The organism is Frankia sp. RB5, from assembly GCF_059816245.1.
The window spans coordinates 1-2,776 of record NZ_JCBATA010000134.1; the positions used below are offsets into that span (position 1 = coordinate 1).

The window sequence follows — 2,776 nt, forward strand, 5'->3', positions numbered from 1 at the left end:
CTTGGCGGCCCCGGCCGTGTCGCGCCGAGGCCGCCAGGAGGCAGGAGGGATGGCGGCCCGGCGGTGTCGCGCCGGGCCCCCGGATGGTTCAGCCCCGGCGGCGGCGGTGCCAGCAGAGGCGGACGGGGCGGCTCCGGTGGCCGGGGCGGGCGCGGCGGGTCCGGCGCCCCCGACGGGGCGATCGCCGAGGCGCTGCGCCGTGCCGGCCTCGTGACCGGCGACCAGGTCACGCTCGACGGCCCCAAGCGCCGCCGGGGCTGAACCATCCGGGGGCCCGGCGCGACACCGCCGGGCCGCCATCCCTCCTGCCTCCTGGCGGCCTCGGCGCGACACGGCCGGGGCCGCCAAGGCCGCCCACCCGGGGCCGGCTCCGCCGAAGCCCGCCGGCAGCCGCCCGCGCGGGAAGGCGCTACGCGCCGAGATGGCCCGTGGCCGTCGATCCCCACACAGGCTCGAATCGGACAATCCGGGAAATGGCCATCTCGGGACCGCGTGGCCAGAATCGGCCAAACCATCACCAATGCGACCCAATTTCCGTGGAACGTGATGACCAGGGGGCCATTTAGGCCGGTCATGCATATCGTCGCAACACTCAGGACAAGATCTTTTATCCACCGCACAACGACCCCGGAACGCCCATAAACCCATCAATGGACAACGGACCATCACCATGGCCACTAGGAGTCAATCCGCGCTATCAGTCAACCTCGTCCACTCCGATTGATCGAGTACCCCCGCCTAGGCTGATTCGCACCGTTGTTATCCGGCCCGGCTCCGCGCCGATCCGGGTACCTCGGCCGCACAGGGAACGGCGACGAAGGCGAGACCGGGGGGTCGAAAACCATGACGTACACACCTCCGGCCCTCCGCCGCGGCCTGCCGGGACGCGGTGACGGCGCCCGGCAGGATCACGTCCCACGGCCGAGCGCCGCGTCGCCTGATGCCCGCCTGCTCGCCGCGTTCCGTTGACGAGGATTCCCATGCCGACACATGCCTCGAGCCCCCGTCGCACCCCACAGGCCTCGTCCGATCGGACGCCGGGCCTGCTGCTGCTCGCCCTGCTGGTCGTCGCCGGCCTCGGCCTCTGGGCGGCTCTCGCCACCTCGGCGGCGAGCCGGCCGGCCGTGGTGGCGGCCGCGGTCGCGGCCGCCGTCGTCACGGCGCTCGCCGGGGCGCTGGCGACCTCCCGGGGCCGCGTGGTGCGCCGACTGCACACCCAGGTCACCGATCTGGAGACCAGGCTCGACGGTGTGCGCGCACAGGCCCGGGCGCAGCAGTCGCAGGCCGCCCACCTGGCTGAGCACACCCTGCCGGCGATCGTGAAGCGGCTGCGTGACGGCTCGTCGCCCGAGGTCGCGCTGGCCGAGATCGAGGAGGCGGAACAGGCCTCCGCCGGGGCCGGCGGCCTGACGAGCGCGAACGGCCAGACGAGCGCGAACGGCCAGGCAGGCGGCGCCGTCCTGGGGGCGGCGACGGCCGAGCCGGAGATGGACGAGATCGCCCGCCAGGCGGCGCAGGCGCATCACCGCATCCTGCGCACCCTGGCGACGGAGATCGGGCGAGGCGAGCGGATGCGCGCGGCGGCGATGTCGGCCTGTGCCAACGCCGCCGGCCGCGTCCAGGCCCTCGCCACCAGCATGCTCGCCGACCTGCGGGAGATGGAGGACCGCCACGACGAGGCCGTCTTCGGCGACCTGCTGCGTCTCGACCACGCGACCGCGCAGGCCGGCCGGCTGGCGGACAGCATCGCCGTGCTGACCGGTGCCCGCACCGGCCGACGCTGGACCAAGCCGATCGTGATGGAGAGCATCCTGCGCGGCGCGGTCGGGCGGATCAGCGCCTACCAACGCGTCCGGCTGCACTCGACGAGCACGGTCGCCGTCGCCGGCTACGCCGCGGAAGGCGTCATGCACGCCCTCGCCGAACTGATGGACAACGCCACCAGCTTCTCGCCGCCCTCCGAGGAGGTCCACGTCTACGTGGAGGAGGTGCAGGCGGGCATCGTCGTGACCATCGAGGACGGCGGTCTGGTGATGGGACCGGCGGCGCTGCGCCGCGCCGAGCGCGCCGTCTCCGCCCAGCCGCTGGACCTCACGACGCTGTCCGGCACCCGGCTGGGCCTCGCGGTCGTCGGCGTCCTGGCCCGCAAGCACGGGCTGACCGTGTCGTTCCGCCCGTCCTCCCGCGGCGGCACGGGCGTCGTCGTGCTGGTTCCCCGCCGTCTGCTCGCGGTGGCCCGGCCCGGCGTCACCACCCCCATACCCGCGGACGCCGACACGGCCGACGCGGGCACCAGCACGGAGGGAACCATCCGGCTGGCCGCCGTCGACATGGTGGCGGCCAGCGGTGCGCCCGAGAGCGGTCCGGACGGCGCCGCGGCGACGACCGGCGCACCGACCGGTCCCACGCCGACCGCGGCCACGACCGGCCCGATACCCCTCCCCCACACCGCGGCCGCCAGGTCGGCCCGGCCCGGCGCGGCGCCGGGTGAGGGCGCGGCGCCGCACCTCAACGGGCTTCCGTCACGTGACGCGGTGACGCCCGGCGGTCTGACGCCGGGAGTCGGCGGGGTACCGGGCGGCGATGGGCCGCCCCGCTCCGAGCGGCTTGCGAGCGCCGGCGGGCTGCCCGGCACCGAGTGGACGCCGGACGCCGGCGGGCTGCCGGGAGGCGGTGGGGCGCTGCCGAAGCGCCGCCGTGGGGAGACGATGGCGAACGCGGCGAGCCGGGCGCCCGCCGCCGGCGCCGCCCGGCCGCGCCAGGCCCGGCCGGGTGG

General features: G+C 75.5%; 1 protein-coding gene and 1 pseudogene. Both read left to right on the plus strand.

The genetic code is table 11. From position 1 onward, the window contains the following. Positions 1 to 261, plus strand: a pseudogene (locus tag AC6EXY_RS33090) (hypothetical protein); the annotation flags it as partial. A gap of 719 nt (positions 262 to 980) precedes the next feature. Next, the coding region (locus AC6EXY_RS33095; protein ID WP_499842476.1) for an ATP-binding protein at positions 981 to 2,776 on the plus strand (1,796 nt) is incomplete at its 3' end.